This window comes from Kitasatospora sp. NPDC059812, from assembly GCF_042732075.1.
Taxonomy (GTDB): Bacteria; Actinomycetota; Actinomycetes; order Streptomycetales; family Streptomycetaceae; genus Kitasatospora.
In genome coordinates this window covers 1-19,172 of record NZ_JBHWIO010000090.1, presented here as the reverse complement: position 1 = coordinate 19,172, position 19,172 = coordinate 1, and the positions used below count along the sequence as shown (strand labels likewise).

The following is a 19,172-nucleotide window of genomic DNA, read 5'->3' as shown; positions in this document are numbered from 1 at the left end:
TGACGAACTTCGATCCAGGGCGCAAGGTTGCATCGGCAGATATCAATCCAGCCTGTGAGGACACCCGCATCGACCATCTCGGCGTCGAAGTCGCCACCACCGACCAGGTCACTGCGGCCACCGCCCGCCTCACGGACGCCGGCCTCGCCACCAACCAGCAGCACTCCCGTCACCACGGCCTCGGGGATTGCCGCAGCAGAGCCGACCGGACGGCCGGACCGTTCAGCGGGGCGGGTGGCCGATCGGGTGGCCGGTGGGGCGGGGGAAGCCGTGGCGGTGGGCGGCGGCGGTGACGGTCAGGGCGGCGGCGAGCAGGGCCAGGGCGGACCAGGGCAGCGTGCTCGGGCCGCCGTGGTCGAGGAGGAGGCCGCCCGCGAGCGCGGCGCCGGCGATGCCGAGGTTCCAGCAGGTGACGAGCAGGGACTGGGCGATGTCCCCGGCCGGGCCGGCCGCGTCGGCCACCGCCGTCTGCAGGAGGGTGGCGGCGCCGCCGAAGGCGAGACCCCAGACCGCGGCGCTGCCGTAGACGGGCCAGGAGGTGCCGGTGAGCAGGGCGGCGGCGACGGTCAGGGCCGCGGCGGAGAGCAGGGCGCAGGCGGCGATCGTCAGGGTGCGCAGGTGGCGGTCGATCAGCGCCCCGGTACCGAGGATGCTCACCAGGGAGGACAGTCCGAGGACGAGCAGGACGGTGTCGGTCCGGCCGCCGAGCCCCAGGGGTGCGAGGAGCGCCGCGACGTACGTGTAGAGCAGGTTGTGGGCGAGGACGAAGGCCGCCGTGACGGTGAGGACGGCCGCCACCCCCGGGATTCGCAGCACCTGCCGGACGGGGGTGCGGGCGTGGCCGGGCCGCCCCGGGACGGCCGGGAGTGTGACGAGCATCCAGGCGGTGAGTGCCACGGCGACGGCGCTCATCAGTCCGAAGGTGGTGCGCCAGCCCACCAGCGCCGCGACCAGGGTGCCGGCGGGCACGCCCACCGACAGAGCGACCGTCGAGCCGCCCATGGCGACGGCCATCGCCCTCCCGCGCTGCTCCGGCGCGACGATGCTGCGGGCGTACCCGGCCAGCAGGGCCCAGAGCAGGCCTGCGACCAGGCCCGCGGCGAAGCGCGCCGCCATGGTGAGGGGATAGTTCGTCGAGACCGCGGTGACGGCGTTGGCCGCGGCGAAGCCGCCGACGGACAGCAGCAGCAGGCGCTTGCGCGGCCAGCCGGCGGTAGCGGCGGTCAGCGGTATGGCGGCCGCGATGGAACCGGCCGCGTAGAGCGTGACGGACTGCCCGGCGCCGGACTGGCTGACGCCGAGGTCCGCACTCATCGCGGGCAGCACGCCGGCGGGCAGGGCCTCGGTCATGATGGTGACGAATCCGGCGGTGCTCAGGGCCAGCAGGCTGGGCCAAGGCAGCCGGGTGGCGGGCGGGTTCGAGGGGCTGGGGGAGTGAAGTTCGGGCATGGGCCCGATCGTCTATCCTTGACATCCATGTCAAGGTCCAGCCCGGAACGGCACCGGTCGGGCGTGAGGGTGGTCACATGCGTATCGGCGAACTCGCCCGGCTGACGGACACTCCTCCGCGCCTGCTGCGCTACTACGAGCAGCAGGGTCTGATCACCGCGCACCGCGAGGCGAACGGCTACCGCGCCTACGACGACTACCTCGTCGACCGGGTCCTGCAAATCCGCGGACTCCTGGACGCCGGACTGCCCACGCGGATCATCAGGCAGATCCTGCCCTGCCTGGACAGCCCGCGGACGATCCACTTCGCCGACGCCACACCGGAGATGATCGGCACCCTGGAGTCCGAGACGGAGCGGATGACCCGTCGGATCCAGTGCCTGACCCGTAACCGCGATGCCATCCGGGAGTACCTCACCGAGGTCAAGAGCCGGGCCTGAGGCGTGAGCCCGAGGTGTGCGTCTGAGGTGTGTGCCCGAGGTGTGAGCCGACGTCGGGATGCCTGTCGGCTTGACCTTGCCATTGGTGTGATGGTTGGACCCTTCCGTCATGACCGACTCCGCCATCCGGCACCTCGAATTCGGCGACGGCACACCGCTCGTCATGATCCACGGCTACACCGTCGACCACCGGGTCCTGCTCCCCGTCGAACCCGCCTTCGCCGACCGCCCCGGGTGGCGGCGGCTCTACCTCGACCTCCCCGGCCACGGCACAAGCCCCCGGCTGCCGGGGACGACGTCGGCGGCAGCCCTGGCCGACGCCGTCTTCGACTGGATCCACACCGAACTGGGTGAGCAGCCCTTCGCCGTGCTCGGGCAGTCGTTCGGCGGACAGCTGGCCCGGGCGGTGACGGCGAGGTTCGGGGCGCAGGTCCTGGGCTCGGCGCTGCTCGTACCGGTCGTGCACTGGGGCCCCGACCGGACCCTGCCCGGCGTGACCGTGGCCGAGCGCGACGACGAGCTCCTCGACCGGCTCCCGCCCGTCGACCGCGAACTCTTCGGCCTCGTCATGGCCCGTCACACCACGCGCAACTGGAAGCTCTTCGAACAGTACGTCCGGCCGGGATGGCGCGCGCACGACCCGGCGGCCGCCGCCGAACTAGAAGCCGACTTCCTGCTGCCGCACTGGCCCGAACACCGCGCGCCGGAGCACCAGGGCCGGCACCTGCTGGTCACCACCCGGCAGGACGCCCTGGTGGGCTGGCGCGACCAACTCGCCCTGCTCGACCACTACCCCCGGATGGCGGCGACGGTGCTCGACGGCGTCGGCCACAACCCGCAGGTCGAGTGCGCCGAGACCGTCCAGGGCCTCATCGGCGCCTGGCTCGACGAACTGCCCCGACCCGCCCGCCAGTGAACGGGGCGGCGCTGTGGTCGCACCGGACCGTCCGCCCGAACGCTGACCTCGTCGCCAGCTCGGCCACCACGGTCACCCCTGCGAGTGGGGGCTGGCCGCTCTACGACAACCCCACGGCGGTCGAGGACATCGACGGACCATAGGGTCATCGTGAATCCGGCCCTGCCACCGATGAGTTGGACGGTCGGAGGAGAATGAGTCGCATGACGTGCTTCCTCGCGAAACTCCGTGCTGTACTCACCATGGAGAAGGTCGAAGCCGTGCAGCGCTGAGCGGTCGGCCGGGACGTGCGGTGCCCCATCTTTCCTGCCGGGGAGGGAGGCGTACCGTCGTGCTTCCGCCAGCGTTTCCCGATTGACCAACCCGCTTGGTTCGCCAGGGCCGGCTGTTTCGGAGTGGATCAGATGAGGGTTCTTCGCCGGGTATTCGCCGTGGCCGCCGCCGTGCTGGTGCTGGCTGTGACGGACTTCGTCGTCACTGCCGTCCATGACCGATCCGCGGCCGGGGACCGTCGCGTCCGGGCGCAGGCCGAGGCCGGGGCGGATGCCCATCGGTACGCGGCCGGGCTGGTACCGGCCTTCACTGCCGGGCCGCAGACGGCCATGTCGCTGGAGGCGCTCGCGGCGCGCACCGCGGTGCACGTCGTCACGCTGGCCGGGGACGGGGGCTCCGTCGTGGTGGGCGTGATGGCTGACGTGGTGTACCCGACGGGGTGGGGGGCCTCCGAAGTCGGAAGTGCCTGCCTCCGAGTCGTCCTCGCCCGCACCGGCGAATCGATCACCGAACAGGCGTCCGACATTCCGTGCTCGGAGCTTCCCCCCGGCGGGTCCCTCACCGAGGCCTTCATCGTGCGCTGACCGAGGCCTGCCGGCCCCGTCCGGGCAGGCCGGGCCCGGGTGTTGGCAGGGTGGGGCGTATCGAGGCGCGGTATCGAGGCTGCCCGGTGCCCTGTCGCACCGGACCTTGGGCGGTCTCATCTCACCGTGAGCGCTCATCGGGGTGGCTGCGAACGTGAGAAGGCCCGACCGGTGCGGTGCTTTCCAGGGGCCTCACTGCTCGTCGAAGTTCCGGCCGGTGGGACCTGTTGTCCTCCCCGGCCGGAACTTCACGAGTACAGGGCCTCCAAGGCGACCGGTCCTTCGCCCGGCCGCCTCCGCAGCGCCGGAATCGGCGCCCACTCCGCCAGGCCGTACATCGTGCTGGTGAACTGAGCGGGAGACCGGATGGACTGGCCCTCCCACGTCGATCAGTTGCAGGTCATGTTGACGGGTGCGTGGTCCGGGTCGTTCCGGTAGCACAGGTGCTGCGGGGCCTTCAGGTCCGTGATGGACCCCTGCCACACGGCGCCTTGCCACAGAGCCTGCGGGGAACCGGAGTTCTCCAGCAGGCGGGGGTAGCGCAGGACCTCCCAGGACGGGTACTTGTCCTTGTTCGTGTCGACGTCGAAGCCGGTGAAGTTCTTGTTCTTGTCGTCGTAGCGGTGCGGGTAGATGTGGAACGTCGCGTTGATCCGGCCGAGGTCCGCGTACTGCGAGCCCGGGACGTCCACGAACGAGTTGACCGCCGACACGTCCACCCGGATGCCGCCGTCACCGTAGGGCTCCGCCCAGTACTCGTTCTGCGGGGTCCGGTCGTCCTGGACCACCTTGGCGTGCTCCGTGCGCACCAGAGGCTTGGCATTGCGGCACGTCAGATCCCCGACGCAGGACTGGTCGACGTAGATCCCGACCTGGCCCGTGGCGGTGTCCCAGGCGATGGCCACCTTGGAGCTGGCTTCGGGTTCGGTGCTCCACAGGCGGTGGTTGCCCAGGGAGTGGTTGATCGGGTTGCCGTCGTCGCCGATGTAGCCGCGCACCACGACGATGCCCCGGTCGGGGCCCTTGGGCAGCAGCGTGGCGCTCTCCTTCAGATCGCCCGGGGCCGGGCTGCCCTGGAAGAACTGGGTGTTCGCGCGGGGGATCAGCGGGTTCGCGGTCTCGTTAGGCGACCACCGGATGGGCCCGTGCTCGAACATCTGGGTGACGCCCTCCTGCTGGAGTTCATCGGTGACGGGGTAGCCGTACACCCCGCCTTCCCAGCCCGCCTGTCCCCAGCGCTGGCCGATGAGGCCCCAGACGGGGTGGACGCCGTTGGAGCGCGTGGGATGCCAGTAGAGCGAGCCGCCCTGGAACACCTGGCGCTTCCCGGCGCCGTCAGGGAGGGAGAGTTCGTCGCTGGTGGGGTAGCCGAGGGAGCCCTTCTCCCAGCCCATGGCGGCCCACTTGTCGCGGATGAGGCCCCAGATGGCGTGGGCGTCGGTGGAGGGGCTCCAGTAGATCGAGCCGCCGTCGAACTCACTGAACCGGCCCACCCCGTCGGGAGCGGTCTGCTCGTTGTCCTTGGGGCAGCCGAGCGTGGTCCGGTACTCCCGGTACTTTTCCAGGATGCGGCCCTGGACCGTCTTGCCACAGATCTGTTCCGGGTCCTGCCCGGCGGCGGAGGCCGTCGCAGGGAGGAGGGTGGAGCCGGCGAGAAGGGCGGTGAGCAGGAGCGAGATCTTCGCTCCCCGTCGGCGGGTTCGTCCGCGGGGCGTTGAGTGTTCGCTGATGATGTCCACCGAATGATTCTCGCGTGCATGTCAACAGGCGGACAGTGTCCGGCGAGCCAAGGAGTGGGCAGGTCTGCGACAGAAGCACACAGGTAGGCCCGGTCGAGAGGTTCGCCGCGAAGGGGCACCGGTCACTACTGTTCTCGGTGCTCGAATGTCATGTGAATTGGTCGATCAGGCATTCGATGGAGGATCGTGTGACGAGGGGACGGCGCGTCCTGTTCTGCGTGCTGGGTGGGGTTCTCGGTGTTCTCGGCGTGGGCGTGGTCGTGTGGCTGACGTTCCGGCCTTCCTGGCCTGACGTGTCCGACCCGGTCGGACGGTGGAGCGGCGGTACGGCGGTGCTCGAGTTCCTCCCGGACGGACGGATCGGGTCCGCGACGGTGCCGGCCTACGTGTGCGACAGCGCGGCGGCCGATCCGGCACAGCCGACGGAACTGGAGGGGAGTTGGAAGAAGTCCTACCTTGACGACGCCGGTCGGGGGGTGTACGTGACGGCGACCCGTAAGGACGGGGGAGGCGACTGCAGGATCTGGCTGACGGCCGAGGAGAACGAGAAGGACCTGTGGCTGCTGGCGAGCAAGGGGTTCGTCATGGAGAAGGGCTGAGATGGCCGTGGTGACTTCGAGTGCGACGGCGTGGAGCGAGGGGGAGCAGTGGCTGGTCGATGGAAGTACCTGAAGTCCCGGGAGGGCGTTGTCCTGTTGGCGGGTGTCCTGCTGATCGCGGGGCTGACGGGGTATCTGAAGGCCCGGTCGGGCGGGCCGGATCCGAAGGACTACGTGGGGCGTTGGGCGTCGCGGGACGAGGTGATCGAACTGCGGGAGGGGGGCCGGCTCGGTGAGGTGCGGCTCGACGGGTACTTCTGCGCGAAGGATCCCGTCGGGCAGGGTGCGGCGTTGGGGGAGTACCAGGGGAGTTGGCGGGCGGGGAGTGTGGACGACGCGGGGTCGGGGGTCTTCGTGGTGCTGCGGGACTACTACTCCGGGGGCGACTGCGAGATCTATCTGCAGGAGGAGCGAACGGGCACGGTGGCCAGCCTGGGCGGCCAGCCGCGGGGGAGCGCGCAGCGGGTCTTCTCCAGGGGGTAGGGGCGTCGGAGAACGGTTGCACCCATGACCGGGTGGTCGTCCACGACGGCCCGGCCGGTTGGGGGCATCGACGAACCGGCGGCGATGTCACGGTAGAACCCCGGACCCTGACAGTGCCCGGGCGGAGAGACCGATCGGAGCATTGTCACGGGCGGGCCGCGGGTCGGTTTGCTGAAATGGCAACAGGCCTCGCCCTCCGCGGTACGCGCGCAGCATGATCGGCACTGCGTCAGCACTGCATCGGCATCACGCCGCCGAACAGCGGGTCGTCGAATGTCGGTTCGCCGAACCGAACTTGGCGTACGCCGGATCGAGATCCCAGGAGGACACATGTCACCGTCGCGGACCACGGGCCCCACTCACCGGCTGGTCCCCTCGCCCGCCGGCCGGATCCACCTGGTGGAGCAGGGTGCCGGGCCGCTGGTCCTGCTGCTGCACGGGTTCCCGGAGTCCTGGTACTCCTGGCGCCACCAGTTGCCGGTGCTGGCCGCTGCCGGATACCGCGCGGTCGCCATCGATGTCCGCGGGTACGGGCGCTCCTCCAGGCCCGAGGAGGTGACCGCGTACCGGATGTTCGACCTGGTCGAGGACAACGTCGCGGTGGTGCACGCCCTGGGCGAACGGTCCGCGGTGATCGTCGGCCACGACTGGGGCTCGACCATCGCCGCCAACTCCGCCCTGATCCGACCGGACGTCTTCCGCGCCGTGGGGCTGCTGAGCGTTCCCTACCTCCCGCGGGGCGGCCCGAGGCCCAGCGAGGTCTTCGGGCAACTGGGCGGCGACGAGGAGTTCTACGTCTCCTACTTCCAGGAGCCGGGCCGGGCCGAGGCCGAGATCGAACCGGACGTGCGCGGCTGGCTCGCGGGCTTCTACGCCGCGTTGTCCGCCGACACCATGCCGGCGGCCGGCGCACCCGACCCGCACTTCGTCAGCCGTGGCGGGACACTTCGCGACCGGTTCCCCGCCGGACGGCGGCCCGGCTGGCTCAGCGTGGAGGAACTCGACGTCTACGCCGGAGAGTTCGAGCGAACCGGCATGAGCGGAGCGCTGGGCCGCTACCGGAACATGGACCGGGACTGGGAGGACCTCGCCGACTTCGACGGTGCCCCCGTCACCCAGCCGTCCCTGTTCATCGGCGGAAGCCGGGACGCCTCCACCACCTGGCTGGCCGACGCGATCGCGGCCTACCCCGCGACCCTGCCCGGCCTGCTCTCCAGTCACATCCTCGACGGCTGCGGGCACTGGGTCCAGCAGGAACGCCCCACCGAGGTCAACCGGATCCTGACCGACTGGCTCGCCTCCCTCCCCTCCTGAGCGGGGGGGCAGGGTGCTGCGCGGGCTCGACGGTCGGGTCGAACTCGCGGCCCATCAGCGCCGTGGTGCTTTGGAGCGCCGCGCTCACCAGGCCACGGTTCGGCCGAGGTAGTCGACGTAGTGCAGGCCCGGGCTGCTCCGGAGGGCGTCGAGCGTCCTGACCACGTTCGGGATGCTCTCGTCGATGCCGAGCAGGGCGTCCGAGCCGCCCATGTCGGTGCGCACCCAGCCGGGGGCCATCAGGACCAGGGACCGGGGTTCGCCGCTGTGCCGGGCCGCGTAGCTGCGCATGAACGTGTTGAGCGCGGCCTTGCTGCCGCGGTACACCTCGTGGCCGCCGCGCTCGTTGTTGGCCACGCTGCCCTGGCCCGAGGACATCACCGCGATCGTGCCCGCTGGCTCGACGAGGTCCTGGAGGGCTTCGATGACGCGCAGCGGGCTCAGCGCGTTGGTGACCATGACCCGGACGAACTCCTCGGTGGAGGTCTGCGCCACCGTGCCCTCGGGCTGGTTCGTGACGCCGGCGTTCACGAAGAGCAGGTCGAACGTCCGGCCGGCCAGGCGACCGCTCAGCGCCGCGACCTGCTCGGGCTCGGTGATGTCGACGGTCTCGATCTCGACCTGCCCGGCGTGGGCGTCGGCATCGGCGAGCTCGTGCAGGCCGGTCCGGCCCGAGCCGCGCACGGTGGCCACGACCTGCCAGCCGGCCCGCGCCCATTCCTGGGCGAGGGCGAGGCCGAGGCCCCGGGACGCGCCGATCAGGAGCACGCGCCTGCCGGGGGCCGGAGCCGGGGACGGCGCGGAGTGGCTTTCCGAGGTGTTCGTCGACATGACAGCGATTGTGCGAGGCATCACTGCGCCCGGCAAGCCGCCTCCCCGGAAGGGAAGTTGGCAATCCGGGGCCGGGGAGCCTCCCGCTTCTCGCCGTGGCGCCGGCCGACGTGCGGCTCAGAGGCCGAAGCGGGCTCGGTGGGAGGTGGGGACCAGGTCGGTGTATTCGGGGTGCTTGGTGATCCAGCTGCGGATGAAGGGGCAGTAGGGGAGTACGGCGAGTGCCTGCTCGCGGGCCGTGTCCAGTGCCGCGCGTGCCAGGCGGCCGGCCAGGCCGCGGCCCTCGAAGCGGGGGTCGATCTCGGTGTGGATGAAGGCGATCTCGTCGCCGGAGCGGTGGTACTCGGCGAAGCCGGCGAGTTCTCCGCCGTCCTGGATCTCGAAGCGCGACTTCTCGGTGTTGTCGGTGACGAGCTGGTCCATGGTTCCTCCGCAAGGTGGGGGACGGCCCTGGAGGGCCGGTGGCGGGGTGGCGCGGCATCGCCACTATAGTTGAAGAATCAACATTTGTCGTCCGGTCGCCGACGAGGGCCCACGGACACCGGCCAGACCGCCAGGTGACCATCCGGCAGCCGAACTGTCGGGCGGCAGGTTTGCCCGGCGCGGCTGCCGGGATACCCATGGCGCATGATTCCCGCTGCGGTCAGTGACGTCCTGCCGGAACTCGTCCCGTTCGTGCGGGCGGTCCAGGAACGCAGGCCCGACGACGGGACGTGGTGCGAGGCATGGACGGTGCGGGACGTCCTCGCCCACCAGACCGGCAACGCCGAGGAACTCGCCCGCGTCCTGCGCGCCTTCCACGCGGGCGAGCCCGTGGAGACCCGCGGCTTCGAGCGGGAGGAGCCGTACCGGCGGATGTCCGACGCACAGCTGTGGGAGGCCTTCGCCGCCCGCTGCGCCGAACTGGCCGAGGTCGCCGCGGGCGCGGAGAGCGACCTGCCCCCGGACACCGAGGTGCGGTGGACCGGCCGGACCGTGACGGTGCCGTTCTTCGCCGAGCACCTGCGCGAGGAGCTGATCCTCCATCGGTGGGACCTCACCGGAGACGACCGTACGGCCCGGGAGGCGCTCGCCGAGCCGTGGATGACGTCGCACAGCGTGCGGCTGGTCGGCCGGCCGCTGCTGGCCCGGGGCGTGGCCGGCCTCGACCTCGGGCCCGGGGGGCGCGCCGAGGCCCGCCTGCGCGTCCCCGGGACCGACGACGTCCTGGTGACCGCGGACGCCGGTGGTGCGTCCATCGCCCTGGCCCCGCCCGAGGGCCCGGCCACCATCGAGAGCGACGCCGCGGTGCGCGTCCTGCTGTTGTGGGGGCGGCGTCCGGCGGACCCGGGCCGCTGGCACAGCACGGCCGGTCCGGAGGAGCTGCGACGGGTGCGTGCTCTGCTGAGCGGCTACTGAGGGGCTACTGAGGGGCTACTGAGCGGGTGGCGGGTAGGGGGCGCGCGGGGTGTCCGGCTCGGTCCGGGGCGCCGGGGTGACGGACACCCGGGGGAGCGCCTCGGGGTGGTGTTCGCAGATGTGCGTCACCAGGTGCTCGCGGAGCTGGCAGCGGAGGGAGAACGCGTCGTCGGCGTTGGCGGCGGTCGCCAGGAGCCGGACCACGATGGTGGTGGGCGTGGTGTCGACGACCTGTAGGGCGCTGCCCTGGCCGTCCCAGAGGGGGCTGTCGGCGAGGAACGCGTCGAACTCCTTGCGCAGCAGGGGGACCGGGGCCCGGTGGTCGAGGTGGAGGAAGGCGGTGCCGGTGATCCGGCTGGAGCGGCGCGACCAGTTCTCGAACGGGCGGCCTGCGAAGTAGGACATCGGCATCACCAGGCGGCGCTGGTCCCAGGTGGCGATCACCACCGCGGTGAGGGTGATCTCCTCCACGGTGCCCCACTCGCCGGACACCACGACCACGTCGCCGATCCGGACCAGGTCGCCGAAGGCCAGCTGCACCCCGGCGAAGAGGTTGGCCAACACGCTCTGCGCGGCGATGCCCGCGACCACACCGACCAGGCCCGCCGAGGCGAGCAGACTGGTCCCGATGCCGCGTACGGAGGGGAAGGTCATCAGCATCGCGCCCAGGGCGGCGATCGCGATGATCGCCTGGCAGATCCGGCCGAGCAGACCCGCCTGGGTGCGGGCGCGGCCGGCCGAGGAGGGGTCGCGGCGGTGGACGGCGAGGCGGACGGCGCCTTCGACGACGAGCCCGACCGCCCGGGCGCCGAGCCATCCGCCGGAGGCGATCGCCAGCAGGACCAAGAGGTGGTGCAGCTGCTCCCGGGTCTCCGGCGAACCACCGACCCACGGCTGGACGGCGAGGGACAGGGACGTGGCGAGCACGGTGACCAGGGGGCGCCGGCAGCTGCGCAGCATCCCCGGCATGACGCTGCCGGGCCGGTGCGGGGCGAATCTGCGGACCAGCCGTTCGGCGGTCCGGTCCAGGACGTAGGTGGTCAGGGCCACCCCCGTACCTGCCAGGAGCAGACGGAACAGGCTCCACCACACGCTCGCTCTCCTCCCGCGACGGCCGCAGCGCGGCGCTGTGGGCCGGCCTTCCCCGGGCCGGCGCTGTGGGCGGGCCTTCCCCGGGTCCGCTTCCCGGACCCCGTTTTCCCGTTCGGCGGGATTCACACCTGCCGGAGGTCGGGATTCACACCTGCCGGAGGTGAGGTGAGGGTCCGGCAACGGCGATGGGCCGTTCGGGTGAGGGGGATGAGGCGGGGGAGACGGGTGAGGAGGACGGGCCGAAGGTCCGCGTCGAGGGTTCAGGCGGGGTGCATATCGGCCCGGGAACGGGGCAGCCGGGGCTTGAAGGCCCGCCGGCCGGGCGGGCACCGACATGTCAGGAGGAGCGATGCACCGGATCGAGGAGTCCGTCGAGGTGGCGGCGCCGCTCGGCACGGTCTACGAGAGCTGGGTCAGGTGTGAGGAGTTCCCGCAGTTCATGCGGGGTGTGGTCAGGGTCGACCGGTCGGGCCAGGACACCAGCTGGGTGGTCCGTACCGCCGCCGGCCCGCGCGAGTTCAGGGCCGTGACCACGGAGCTGGTGGAGAACGACCGCGTGGCGTGGGACAGCGGCCCTGGCCCGGTGCGGCACCAGGGTGTGGTCACCTTCCACGCCGTGGGCGACGCCGCCACCCGGGTGATGTTCCAGCTGGAGGTCGAACCGCACGGGCTCTGGGAGCACCTCGCGGAGGCCCTCGGGTTCGTCGACCGGCGGGTGATCGACGACCTGACCGACTTCAAGCGCCACGTCGAGGAGGGCGGCGGACCGGTCGAGGCCACGGTCGACGACACAGCGGCATGAACCTCCGGATCGGGGGCAGCCGAAGCGTACCGACAGCCCGATCAGGCAGTCAGACCTGACAGCCAAACCTGACAGCCAAACCTGACAGCCAGACCCGACGACGGAAGGAGACGGTCGTGAGTGATCGCGTCAACATCTGGGAGTTCCGGGACACCGCCGGTCACACGGCGGGCACCGACCTCATCGGCTTCCACGTCGAGGCCACCGACGGAGCGATCGGCAAGATCGACAAGCTGTCCGAGGCCGTCGGCGCCCAGCACCTGGTCGTCGACACCGGTCCGTGGATCCTCGGCAGGCGGGTGCTCCTGCCCGCCGGCACCGTGATCCGGATCGAGATCGGCGAGCAGAAGGTGTACGTCGACCGGTCCAAGGACGACATCAGGAACGGTCCCGGCCTCGACGACGGCGCGGCCGACGTGTCGGCCGACGTCCGCGACCGCTACGGGCTCTACTACGACCCGTTCTACGGCGGTCGGATCTTCTGACGAAAGGGAGCAGCAGCCATGCCGTACGGTTCCACGCAGCTCCAGCCTCAGCCGCAGTCCCGGTTCCAGCCGCAGTCCCAGTCCGTCGGACCCGTCAGTCCGCCGAAGCCGGCCGACCCGTCCGCCCCGCCCCTGGTGCCGGATCCTCCGCTGCCGCCCGGTGTGCCCGAGCCGCCGCCGGATCCGGTGTTTCCGGGCCCCGCTACGCCGTCACCCGCGCCGCCCGGGCCTGAGCCCGAGCCTGAGCCCGGCGTGCCCCGCCCGCCCGAGCCGCCGGACTGAGCAGCCCTGAGCAGCCCGACCGAGGAGTCCCAAGAGACGGGCCGGAGCGTTACCCCCAGTACCCCGTGTGCACCGCGGAGGCCTCCTCGAAGAGGTGCGGGCCGGACGCCTCCACGGTGCTGCCGCCGGCGGCGAAGACCTGGCGGCACGGCAGGTCGAGCACCGGTTCCTCCGGGTCCACCCCGGCGATGGCGTTCAGCTCCGCCCCGGCGAGCGCGTAGACGACCTTGCGGATGCCGCTCCAGTAGATCGCCCCGGCGCACATCGCGCACGGTTCGGTACTCGTGTACAGGACGGCGTCGACGAGCTGCGTCGGGGCCAGGGTCCGCGAGGCCTCCCGCACCAGATTGGTCTCCGCGTGGGCGGTGACATCGCGGTCGGTGAGCACCGAGTTCTCGGCGGTGAGCAGGACGTTCCCGGCGGGGTCGGTCAGCAGCGCTCCGAAGGGGTGGTTGCCGTGCGCCCGGGCGTCGGCCGCGATCTCGATGGCCGCGAGCAGGTGCTCGCGGGTGCGGTCGGTCATGACGTGCTCCTCAGGGGATCGGCGGTGGGGCGGGGCCATGGTGTCGCGGTCGGGCGGGGTGGTGGTACCAGGTTGCCCCAGCCGCCCTCCGCCCGCGACCACCCCCGGCGGCGGCCCGGGCCCGCGAGCCGGTGCGGAGCGTGCCGCCGGGACCGGCCCCCGCCCAGGCGGCCGGGCTGTCGTCAGTGGGCGAACTTCTCGACGGCCGCCGGTGTGACGGGGGTGAAGAAGTTGACGAGGTTGCCGTCGGGGTCACGGAACAGGAGCGACCGGTTGCCCCAGGGCATCGTGGTGGGCTCGGTCACGAAGTCGGTGACGAAGCCGGTCAGGTTCCGGTACACGTCGTCCACGTCGGCGACGAGGAATTCGAAGATCACGCTGTTGTTGTCGGCCGGACGGGCGGAGCCGGGCGCGAACAGTGCCACCGTCCGGGTGCTGCCGATCGCGAGGGTCCCGCCGGCGGTCCGCAGTTCGGCGAAGTCCTCGGTGGACCAGTGCGCCTGTACCCCGGTGGCCCGCTCGTAGAAGCCGACGAGGCGTGCGATGTCGCCCGTGATGATCCGGATCGAAACGAAGTCCATGGTGCGCTCTCCTCAGGTCGGTGAAGCCGTTGCACCCCGGACGGTAGAGGAAATAGTGGACAGAATCGGTCCGGTATCAGCGCTAGGCTCGTGGACATGGGCCGACCTACCAGCCGCGTGCTCACCCTCCTGGAACTCCTGCAGTCGGGCGGCATCAGGACAGTGGCCGAACTCGCCGACCGGCTCGGCGTCGACGGGCGCACCGTGCGGCGGTACGTGGACCACCTGGTCGACCTCGACATCCCCGTCGAGGCGGTCCGCGGCCGCTACGGCGGGTACCGGCTCGCTCCCGGGTACCGCCTGCCTCCGCTCATGCTCAACGACGACGAGGCGCTCGCCGTGCTGCTCGGCCTCGTCGTCGGCCGCAGGGCTGGGCTGCTGACGGCGACCGGGACGGCGGGCGGGACCGCGACCGGGACCGCGACCGGAACGGCGGGCGAGACGGCGGCGGCCAAGATCCGCCGGGTACTGCCCGAGCGCCTCGCCCGTCGGCTCGACGCCGTCCTGGAATCCCTCGCCTTCACGGCCGAGCCCGGCGAGGCGGCCACCCCGGAGACGGGCGTCCTGCTCGCCGTCGCCGACGCGGTGCGCCACCGCCGCCCGCTCTCGATCAGGTACACCGCCCGGGACGGCCGGCCGAGCGAACGCACGCTGCACCCGTACGGGATCGTCACCCACGCGGGGCGGTGGTACGTCACGGGCACCGATCCCGAGGTCGATCCCGAGATCGGCCAGGACCGGACCTTCCGGCTCGATCGCATCGCGGACGCGCGGCCCCTGCCGGGCTCGTTCGAGCCGCCCGCCGGGCTTGATCCGGCCCGGCGCGTCCTGTCCGGGCTCGCCAAGGCCGCGTACCGGTACGAGGTGACCCTGCGGATCCACGGGACGGTCGAGCAGATCCGCGCCCGGCTCCCCGCCAGCGTCGCGAGCATCGAGGAGCCCGTACCGGCGCCCAAGGAAGGAACGGATCCGCACACCGAGCGGTGGCTGCACGTCGAACTGCGGGCGGAGCGGCTCGACTGGCTGCCCCCCGTACTCGCCTCGCTCGACCGGCCGTTCGTCATCGAGCGACCGGACGAACTCCGCGGCCTCGTCATCGCGCTCGCCGACCGGCTCGCCGCCTCCGCCCGCCAGGCCTGCGACCCGGACCGGACCGGACACTGATGCGCCCGACGTGCCCCCACGGACGTCGATGCGCCCGTCCTGGCGTCAAGGACCCGCGGAACCTTCCCGGCGCGGGAGCGTTGGCAGTGCACCGGAGGTCCCGGTCAGGTAGGTAGGAGGCAATCGCCGTGCTCGTAGAACCTGTCCTTGTCACCGGCGCCGGCGGAGGGGTCGGCGGAGTCGGACGCAGGATCCTGGAGCGGTTGCGGGCGCGGAACGTGCCCGTCAGGGCTCTCGTGCACCACGACGACGAGCGGGCCTCGGACCTGAGGACGATGGGCGGCGTGGAGGTGCTGGTCGGTGACCTCACCCGTGGTGCGGACGTGGTCGAGGCGCTGGCCGGCTGCCGCCGGGCCTACTTCGGGATGAGCGTGTCGTCCGCCTACCTGGAGGCTGCGGCGACGGTGGCGGCCGCCGCCCGGGAGAGCGCCGGCCTGGAACTGCTGGTCAGCATCTCGCAGATGACCGTCTCGCAGATGGACCTCACCAGCGACGCCGAGTCCCGGCAGCAGCGGCTGCACTACCTCGCCGAACACGTCCTCGACTGGTCCGGGGCGCCGGTTGTCCACGTCCGGCCCACCGTGTTCATGGAGAATCCGCTCTTCACCGAGGTGGCGGCCGCTTCGATCCGGCGGGACGGCACGATCCGCCTCCCCTTCGGCTCGGCTCGGACCTCACCGGTCGCGGCCGCCGACGTGGCCGAGGTCGTCACCGCACTCCTGCTCGATCCTGCTCCCCGGGCCCGCCGCGTCTACGAGCTGACCGGGGCTCGATCCCGCGACATGACGGCCATCGCGGCCGAGTTCTCGGCCGCCCTGGGCCGCGACGTGACGTACGTCGACGTGCCCTACCAGGAGTGGCTGGAGCACGACCTCAAGAGCCAGGGCCTGCCGGACCACGTGTTCGACCACATCGCCACGATGGCCAGGCTGCACGGCGAGAACCGGTACGACCGGGCGACGGACGACGTCGCCGACCTTCTCGCTCGCCCCCCGCGGGGGTTCGACACCGTGATCAAGGACCTGCTCGCCCGGCAGCCGTAGCCGGCCGGGTGCCAGGGGAGCGGTCGCTCAGAGCCAGCCGCGCTGCGCCGCCTTGAGGCCGGCCTCGAAGCGGCTCGACGCGTCGAGGCGTTCCATCAGCCCGGCCATCTGGCGGCGGACGCTGCGTGCCGACAGGCCTAGGCTCCGGCCGGCGGTCTCGTCGGTGAGGCCGGACGCGAGCAGCCGCAGGAGTTCCTGCTCGGTGGCGCTGAGGCCGGTCCCGGTGTCCTTGCGCCGGTCGGCGCCGAGCGGGACGGCGGCCTGCCAGGTCCGCTCGAAGAGGGCGACCAGGGAGGCGACGATCCCGGGCTCGCGCGTGCACAGGGCGCCGAGCCGGGTGTGGGCCGGGTCGATCGGGACCACGGCGACCTGGCGGTCGAAGATGAGCATCCGGGGCGGCAGCGTCGGGCAGGTGCGGACCAGCCCGCTCTCCTCGGTCATCCAGCGGGCGTAGGCGAGCGTCGCCGGATCGTGCCGCACGCTGTCCTGGTAGAGCGTCAGCAGCGCCACCCCGCGCCGCATGGCCGCCTCGTCCAGCGGCCGGGAGGCGTCCAGGCTGGCCCGGGACTGCGCTCCGCCGGGCATCACGGACAGGCACTCCCCGGTGACCTCCTGGGCGAGGATCTCCAGCTTGGCCTGGATCGCGTCCAGGCCCACCAGGCGTTCGGCGGTCTCGGCCGGGGTGTTCGGCCGCAGGTCGGCGTACTCGGCGATCGCCCGGGCGGCCGCGGCCTTGCCGATCTCCAGCTCCTGTTGGCGGCGCAGCAGTTCCTGCTCCTGGCGGTGCAGGATCAGCTCCAGGCCGAGCGCCGGGCTCACCGGCAGCAGAACCCCGGGTGCCTCCCGGGAGGCGCGGAGCAGCTGTAGATCGGCCAGCCGGTCGAGGGCCTCCCGTACGGCGGGCTCGGGCAGGCCCAGCTGGTCGCACAACTCCCTGACGCCGCCCTGCGGATCGGCGAGCATGGCCCGGTACACGGCCTCCGAGACACGGTCCAACCCCAGCATGTCCAGCATGCGCGCAGCCCCCCGGTGCGACGTCGAACGTGCCGTGCCGCCGTGCGACACATCGGGATCATCCCAGCCCGGCTTCGACTCCACAAGCAGCCCTGCCCCGGACGGGGCCCGGCAGGGCGTCGGGTCCTGAAGCGGCCAGGCCGGTTGCTGACGGGGCTCTCGCCTTCCGGGGCGCGGGCGGTGCCAGCAGGATGGTGGTCACCGGGAGGGCGGCGGGGCAACCGCCGCACAGCCTCCCGAATATCTGACTGTCGATCAGATCTCCTGCCACTCAAGCCGCCTGGGGTGCCGCCATGTCCAAGACCGCCCGCCTGCTCGCCACCGCCGTCGCAGCCGTCGCCCTGTCGGGGATCCTGGCGCCCGCGGCCTCCGCCACCGCCGCGACCACGGCGCCGGCGGGCATCGGCTGGGACGGTCCCACCGTCGTCCCCGCGGTCGTGGCCGGCGGGGCCGCGGACGGCATCGGCTGGGATGGCATCGGCTGGGACGGCTCCACCGTCGTGCCGCCGGTTGCGGCCGGCCCGTCCGCCAGCGGCATCGGCTGGGACTGATCGCGGTGCTCGCCGTCCGGGCCACCGTCGTGGACATCAGCGGTGCGCCCACCACGACCGCCGAGGCGCGGATCGTCGAGGACATCCTGTGGGCGCACGCCACCCCGGAGCACGGGCTCGAACACGTCCGCGCCGTACCGGACCGGGACGGCATCGCCCTGGTGCTCTTCGTCCGCGCGGACGGCCCGGCCACCGCGCACGCCCTCGCCGAGAACCTGCTGGCCCGGGCCCTCACCGCAGCAACGGCCGGCCGGTACGCCGCCGCCGTCCACCCGCACTGACCATCGCTCGCCTACCCATGTCCAAGGGGACCCCCATGCCCAGCACGCCCCGTCCCGCCCGTGCCCTGCGCCGCGTCTGCGTGCTCGCCGCGACCGCCGTGGCCGCCGGTCTTCTCACGGCCTCCCCCGCCTCCGCGGACGGCACCTACTACCCGGACGGCAACAAGGCGCCGACCTCCACCGGCACCCTCGGCACAGGTGTCGGGAACAAGCTCACCGGCGCCCAGATGGTCCAGCGCGCCCGGGACTGGGTCGCCCACGGGGTCACCTACAACGAGGGTCAGTCGTTCTCCGACAGCGCGGTCGGCGGCCCGTACCGCACCGACTGCGGCGGCCTCGTCGACATGGCCTGGCAACTCCCCGGCAGCCCGCCGGTCACGTACCCCGCACCCGGTATCGACGACCCGAAGTACAGCACCAAGCTCGGCAGTTGGTCCCAGCTCCAGCCCGGCGACGCCCTCGCCGTCGCCGGCAAGCACATCAACCTGTTCGCAGGCTGGACCAACCAGGCCGCCGGCGACTTCACGTACATCGCCGAGGACAACAGCAGCGTCCCGACCAAGGAGTACTCGGCCAACACCCACTGGTCCTCCATCGACGGCTACCCCACCTCCTCCTTCGAGCTGCTGCGCTCCAAGAACCTCGCTCCCGCCATCCCCGCCGACTTCAACGTCCTGCTGTGGGGCTTCAATTCGGGCCAGACCGTGTCCGGCACGCTGAACCTCACGGCACACCCGACGCAGAGCGGCGTCATCAACTGGCTCGACTACGTGGTCACCGGCCCGAACGGCTACTACAACCGCTTCCGCGCCACCAGCGGCGGCGCCACCAACTACCAAGTTCCCTTCGACACAGCTCCCTTGGCGGCAGGCACGTTCAACATCTCGATGATCGCCAACGAGATCGACGGCCAGGAGCACACCTACCAGGGCGGCGCCTTCACCATCGCGCCGCAGGCCCCGAACGCCCGGGGCACCGCCGACTCGACGGTGCTCACCAGCAACGGCACCATCGCCCTGTACCGGGTCGGTGCGGACGGCAACGTGTACGGCACCAACCAGAACACCCCCGGCGGTCCTTTCGTTCCGTGGGCGCAGCTTTCGACGGGTGGCGGGTTCGTCGGCAAGCCGGCCGCGCTCCAGACACCCAGCGGCCTCATGGTGGTCTACGCCCGGACTGCGGCCGGCACCATTCAGGGCACGAACCAGAGCACGCCGGGTGGTCCGTTTGGGCCGTGGGTCACGGTTGCGGATGCGGGTGATCCGACGGGTGTGGCGAGTGACCCGAGTGTGGTGTTCACTCAGTCCGGCACCATCGCGGTCTATGTG

At 71.8% G+C, this 19,172-nt stretch carries 21 protein-coding genes and 2 pseudogenes; 15 read left to right on the top strand and 8 right to left on the bottom strand.

All coding sequences use genetic code 11. The annotated features are described in order from the left end of the window. Positions 1 to 59: 59 nt before the first annotated feature. Positions 60 to 164: pseudogene (locus tag ACFV6D_RS31995) on the top strand (glyoxalase/bleomycin resistance/dioxygenase family protein); the annotation flags it as partial. A gap of 58 nt (positions 165 to 222) precedes the next feature. Here the strand turns inward: ACFV6D_RS31995 and ACFV6D_RS31990 are convergent. Then, entirely contained in the window at positions 223 to 1,449 is a 1,227-nt protein-coding gene (locus ACFV6D_RS31990) for an MFS transporter (protein ID WP_380562244.1), read from the bottom strand. Positions 1,450 to 1,526: 77 nt separating this feature from the next. Here ACFV6D_RS31990 and ACFV6D_RS31985 point away from each other — a divergent pair, with 77 nt between their 5' ends. The 3 genes from ACFV6D_RS31985 (at position 1,527) to ACFV6D_RS31975 (ending at position 3,662) form a co-directional block, all read left to right on the top strand. Further along, the gene (locus tag ACFV6D_RS31985) at positions 1,527 to 1,889 is read left to right on the top strand and encodes a MerR family transcriptional regulator (RefSeq protein WP_363584314.1); all 363 of its coding nucleotides are present in this window, start codon (positions 1,527 to 1,529) and stop codon (positions 1,887 to 1,889) included. A gap of 109 nt (positions 1,890 to 1,998) precedes the next feature. After that, positions 1,999 to 2,805 carry an alpha/beta fold hydrolase gene (locus ACFV6D_RS31980; protein WP_380562242.1) on the top strand — a complete coding sequence of 269 codons (807 nt, stop codon included), beginning with the start codon at positions 1,999 to 2,001 and terminating at the stop codon, positions 2,803 to 2,805. A 431-nt stretch (positions 2,806 to 3,236) separates the two neighbouring features. Then, positions 3,237 to 3,662, top strand: a complete 426-nt coding sequence (locus ACFV6D_RS31975; RefSeq protein ID WP_380370879.1) for a hypothetical protein — start codon at positions 3,237 to 3,239, stop codon at positions 3,660 to 3,662. Between the two features lie 389 nt (positions 3,663 to 4,051). Here ACFV6D_RS31975 and ACFV6D_RS31970 read toward each other — a convergent pair whose 3' ends face one another. After that, on the bottom strand, positions 4,052 to 5,401 hold the full coding sequence (locus ACFV6D_RS31970) for an LGFP repeat-containing protein (protein ID WP_380562240.1): 1,350 nt from the start codon (positions 5,399 to 5,401) through the stop codon (positions 4,052 to 4,054). Between the two features lie 176 nt (positions 5,402 to 5,577). Here ACFV6D_RS31970 and ACFV6D_RS31965 point away from each other — a divergent pair, with 176 nt between their 5' ends. The 3 genes from ACFV6D_RS31965 (at position 5,578) to ACFV6D_RS31955 (ending at position 7,797) form a co-directional block, all read left to right on the top strand. After that, positions 5,578 to 6,000 (top strand): hypothetical protein, encoded by a 423-nt coding sequence (locus ACFV6D_RS31965; protein ID WP_380562238.1) that lies wholly within the window; start codon positions 5,578 to 5,580, stop codon positions 5,998 to 6,000. A 48-nt stretch (positions 6,001 to 6,048) separates the two neighbouring features. After that, positions 6,049 to 6,483 carry a hypothetical protein gene (locus tag ACFV6D_RS31960; protein ID WP_380562236.1) on the top strand — a complete coding sequence of 145 codons (435 nt, stop codon included), beginning with the start codon at positions 6,049 to 6,051 and terminating at the stop codon, positions 6,481 to 6,483. 330 nt (positions 6,484 to 6,813) lie between these two features. After that, the gene (locus ACFV6D_RS31955; protein WP_380562234.1) at positions 6,814 to 7,797 is read left to right on the top strand and encodes an alpha/beta fold hydrolase; all 984 of its coding nucleotides are present in this window, start codon (positions 6,814 to 6,816) and stop codon (positions 7,795 to 7,797) included. A gap of 84 nt (positions 7,798 to 7,881) precedes the next feature. Here the strand turns inward: ACFV6D_RS31955 and ACFV6D_RS31950 are convergent, their stop codons facing one another. After that, positions 7,882 to 8,628, bottom strand: coding sequence for an SDR family NAD(P)-dependent oxidoreductase (locus ACFV6D_RS31950; RefSeq protein WP_107453157.1), 747 nt, complete (start codon positions 8,626 to 8,628; stop codon positions 7,882 to 7,884). Between the two features lie 117 nt (positions 8,629 to 8,745). Continuing rightward, positions 8,746 to 9,051 carry a GNAT family N-acetyltransferase gene (locus ACFV6D_RS31945; RefSeq protein ID WP_380562232.1) on the bottom strand — a complete coding sequence of 102 codons (306 nt, stop codon included), beginning with the start codon at positions 9,049 to 9,051 and terminating at the stop codon, positions 8,746 to 8,748. A gap of 204 nt (positions 9,052 to 9,255) precedes the next feature. Between ACFV6D_RS31945 and ACFV6D_RS31940 the strand changes: the two genes are divergently transcribed. Continuing rightward, the gene (locus tag ACFV6D_RS31940) at positions 9,256 to 10,026 is read left to right on the top strand and encodes a maleylpyruvate isomerase N-terminal domain-containing protein (protein ID WP_380562230.1); all 771 of its coding nucleotides are present in this window, start codon (positions 9,256 to 9,258) and stop codon (positions 10,024 to 10,026) included. Between the two features lie 15 nt (positions 10,027 to 10,041). Here the strand turns inward: ACFV6D_RS31940 and ACFV6D_RS31935 are convergent, their stop codons facing one another. Then, positions 10,042 to 11,118, bottom strand: coding sequence for a mechanosensitive ion channel family protein (locus ACFV6D_RS31935; protein ID WP_380370858.1), 1,077 nt, complete (start codon positions 11,116 to 11,118; stop codon positions 10,042 to 10,044). 349 nt (positions 11,119 to 11,467) lie between these two features. Between ACFV6D_RS31935 and ACFV6D_RS31930 the strand changes: the two genes are divergently transcribed. Both ACFV6D_RS31930 and ACFV6D_RS31925 read left to right on the top strand, forming a co-directional pair. After that, positions 11,468 to 11,920 carry an SRPBCC family protein gene (locus ACFV6D_RS31930; RefSeq protein ID WP_380370856.1) on the top strand — a complete coding sequence of 151 codons (453 nt, stop codon included), beginning with the start codon at positions 11,468 to 11,470 and terminating at the stop codon, positions 11,918 to 11,920. A 116-nt stretch (positions 11,921 to 12,036) separates the two neighbouring features. Further along, positions 12,037 to 12,405, top strand: a complete 369-nt coding sequence (locus tag ACFV6D_RS31925) for a hypothetical protein (protein ID WP_063352503.1) — start codon at positions 12,037 to 12,039, stop codon at positions 12,403 to 12,405. A 331-nt stretch (positions 12,406 to 12,736) separates the two neighbouring features. Here the strand turns inward: ACFV6D_RS31925 and ACFV6D_RS31920 are convergent, their stop codons facing one another. Beyond that, positions 12,737 to 13,210, bottom strand: coding sequence for a nucleoside deaminase (locus ACFV6D_RS31920; RefSeq protein WP_363377016.1), 474 nt, complete (start codon positions 13,208 to 13,210; stop codon positions 12,737 to 12,739). A gap of 182 nt (positions 13,211 to 13,392) precedes the next feature. Continuing rightward, positions 13,393 to 13,791, bottom strand: coding sequence for a VOC family protein (locus ACFV6D_RS31915; protein ID WP_380338495.1), 399 nt, complete (start codon positions 13,789 to 13,791; stop codon positions 13,393 to 13,395). A 96-nt stretch (positions 13,792 to 13,887) separates the two neighbouring features. Between ACFV6D_RS31915 and ACFV6D_RS31910 the strand changes: the two genes are divergently transcribed. Beyond that, positions 13,888 to 14,955 carry a helix-turn-helix transcriptional regulator gene (locus ACFV6D_RS31910; protein ID WP_380562228.1) on the top strand — a complete coding sequence of 356 codons (1,068 nt, stop codon included), beginning with the start codon at positions 13,888 to 13,890 and terminating at the stop codon, positions 14,953 to 14,955. 128 nt (positions 14,956 to 15,083) lie between these two features. Beyond that, complete coding sequence (locus tag ACFV6D_RS31905; protein WP_380562226.1) at positions 15,084 to 15,998, top strand: NAD(P)H-binding protein; 915 nt, start codon at positions 15,084 to 15,086, stop codon at positions 15,996 to 15,998. 27 nt (positions 15,999 to 16,025) lie between these two features. Here the strand turns inward: ACFV6D_RS31905 and ACFV6D_RS31900 are convergent, their stop codons facing one another. Next, positions 16,026 to 17,012 (bottom strand): LuxR C-terminal-related transcriptional regulator, encoded by a 987-nt coding sequence (locus ACFV6D_RS31900; RefSeq protein WP_380424308.1) that lies wholly within the window; start codon positions 17,010 to 17,012, stop codon positions 16,026 to 16,028. Between the two features lie 293 nt (positions 17,013 to 17,305). Here ACFV6D_RS31900 and ACFV6D_RS31895 point away from each other — a divergent pair, with 293 nt between their 5' ends. The 3 genes and pseudogenes from ACFV6D_RS31895 to ACFV6D_RS31885 all read left to right on the top strand — a co-directional run. Beyond that, complete coding sequence (locus ACFV6D_RS31895; RefSeq protein WP_380338485.1) at positions 17,306 to 17,563, top strand: hypothetical protein; 258 nt, start codon at positions 17,306 to 17,308, stop codon at positions 17,561 to 17,563. Between the two features lie 5 nt (positions 17,564 to 17,568). Further along, positions 17,569 to 17,844 carry a hypothetical protein gene (locus tag ACFV6D_RS31890; RefSeq protein ID WP_363377010.1) on the top strand — a complete coding sequence of 92 codons (276 nt, stop codon included), beginning with the start codon at positions 17,569 to 17,571 and terminating at the stop codon, positions 17,842 to 17,844. Positions 17,845 to 17,879: 35 nt separating this feature from the next. Then, positions 17,880 to 19,172: pseudogene (locus ACFV6D_RS31885) on the top strand (hypothetical protein); the annotation flags it as partial.